Source organism: Pseudomonas sp. 1928-m (genome assembly GCF_029269135.1).
Taxonomy (GTDB): domain Bacteria; phylum Pseudomonadota; class Gammaproteobacteria; order Pseudomonadales; family Pseudomonadaceae; genus Aquipseudomonas.
The window spans coordinates 1-2,042 of record NZ_JARIXO010000014.1 but is presented as its reverse complement, the minus strand read 5'-3'; the positions used below and the strand labels follow the sequence as shown (position 1 = coordinate 2,042).

Annotated in this window: 4 protein-coding genes; all 4 read right to left on the bottom strand. The window is 44.3% G+C overall.

Features of this window, described 5'->3' with window-relative positions:
* Positions 1-198 (bottom strand): hypothetical protein (locus tag P3C18_RS20615; RefSeq protein ID WP_275963641.1); only part of this gene is annotated, 198 nt, incomplete at its 3' end.
* A 670-nt stretch (positions 199-868) separates the two neighbouring features.
* Positions 869-1,216, bottom strand: coding sequence for a hypothetical protein (locus P3C18_RS20610; RefSeq protein WP_275963640.1), 348 nt, complete (start codon positions 1,214-1,216; stop codon positions 869-871).
* Between the two features lie 78 nt (positions 1,217-1,294).
* Positions 1,295-1,738: a DUF6714 family protein gene (locus tag P3C18_RS20605; protein WP_275963639.1), complete on the bottom strand. Its 444-nt coding sequence runs from the start codon at positions 1,736-1,738 to the stop codon at positions 1,295-1,297.
* A gap of 73 nt (positions 1,739-1,811) precedes the next feature.
* The coding region (locus P3C18_RS20600; protein ID WP_275963638.1) for a hypothetical protein at positions 1,812-2,042 on the bottom strand (231 nt) is incomplete at its 5' end.

Here is a 2,042-nt window from a genome sequence, read left to right as displayed (position 1 = left end):
GTTTTCCGGTCTTTCTTTTGTATTAATCTCGCCAAGCACGCCTGCAAATAATATTAGCGAAAAGCTAGTTGCGATATATATAAGCCATTTTTTAATGTTGGACGTGTGTGACTGATTTTTCTTCATAAGTGCCACAAGCGCTAGACCGCTGATGAGTCCATATAGGTAGCTTGTTACAATATATAAGGTAGCCAGCATGGTGTCTCGATTTTGCTCTAACGTTTGGTTAAGGGGCGGGCTTTAGCCCGTCCCAGCGAGCACAGCGAGCGATTTGAACCAATTGTTAGACGCTCGGATGTACGCATAATTTGAAGCACCGCATTCCTGCTTGTAACGCATTACGCGATAAACCTTGCGAAACGCGATAAATCCAATGTTTCGATGTTGCTGGCGAACCGCAATTTAGACGTGCCCCGATGGTGGCGGCGATGGTTCAGTAAAGAAAAATTTTGAAACTGTGTGAAGCCTAAAGCAGCGGAGCAATGCAACGGTTTGACGCGGTGCAAAAAACAAACTTTCAAAGTGAATTGTCTAACGTTTGGCTAAGGGGCGGGCTTTAGCCCGTCCCAGTGAGCGCAGCGAACGATTTGAGCCAGTTGTTAGGCCTGGCCGGCCTGACACGGTAGCCGCCGCAATGCAGAAAGAAAAGGCGTGCACCGCCGATGATAATGTCGGAATTGGTAAGTTAATTGTTACGTTGTCCGGCATAAACCAACTCCTTTTGATAATGCCAGTAACTATGGAAACGTACTGGCGACGCGTTGTTGCGGGTGATGCAACCGGGAAAATTATTCCGGAGGTTGCCTAACGTTTGGTTAAGGGGCGGGCTTTAGCCCGTCCCAGTGAGCGCAGCGAACGGTTTGAACCACTAGTTAGGGGCCCGTTCACCATTTTTTGTTTTTAATGCTCTGGCTAGGAAGTAAACACCGCCAGCAAGGCTTAGTTTTGAAATGCCTCCTGTTATTCCAAGTACCACTGCGCCCGTTGCTGGCCATGGCTTGCCTAATTCAAAGTTCGTCTCTAGAAATATTTGCGCTAAAAACCCAAGCCCAAAATCGCCATTAAATGCAAATTGCATTATTAGTGAATAAGTGGCGTAAATGCCTATTAAAATTCCTGCTGTTTTATTTATTGATACAAGAATTAGTAGCGCTAACCCAACCAAAAGTAGCCCCGCAGAGTAGTGGATTGCTATTTCGATATTTTGGAGAAGCAATGTAGGGCTCCTAACGTTTGGTTAAGGGGCGGGCTTTAGCCCGTCCCAGTGAGCGAAGCGAACGGTTTGAACCAGTTGTTATACACTGGCCCAGATTTCTATTGTAGAAGAAAGCATCTCTTCATCGCCGTATAGCGTGATGGTATCAATTTTTGCTTCTGCCAAATAGTTAAGAAACTTTAGTGTGAAATTTCGCTGCTCGGCCGAAAACGCTAGTGTGTATCTATTTTTCTTTCCGTCATAGCTTAAGTGAAATAAAAACTGACTAATGTATGAATGGTCAGAATTGCTGTTTACGCAAAGCCTTACAAAGGCTGGGAAGTAATAAATAAAACCTTCTGCTTCTACATAGCAAATAGGGTCCCAGCCAGGATTGCCAAGTTTATCAAAGCCAATAGAGTCAACATCCGAATTCACAAGAGTCAGATCGTGATCAAGGCACTCTTCACAGTGGCCGAAATCGGTGAAGTGCTCAGGCTTCGGCGTGTTGAATAATTTTCGAGATTCTTCGATCCAGTTCATGGCGTATAACGTATGGTTAAGGGGCGGGCTTTAGCCCGTCCCAGTGAGCGAAGCGAACGGTTTGAACCAGTTGTTATGATTCAGTGGCAGATGCATATGCCTGCTTCTTAAAGTAGCGTGAAAATAAATAAATTATTATAAGTATGACGTGGAGAAGATAAAGGTTTTTGAATGACTCAGTATCGAAATTTTCTTCAATTTTTTTCTCGATAAATACTGGAACAGCCAAGGCTGAAATAGTAAAAAACCAAGTCAATACTCTGAAAGCTCTTACTGTCTGAAGCTTTGTCCTGCCTCGTTGAAG

Coding starts and splice junctions, on each gene's coding strand:
- P3C18_RS20605 (WP_275963639.1), bottom strand. CDS start 1,738: ATGAACTGGATCGAAGAATCTCGAAAATTATTCAACACGCCGAAGCCT.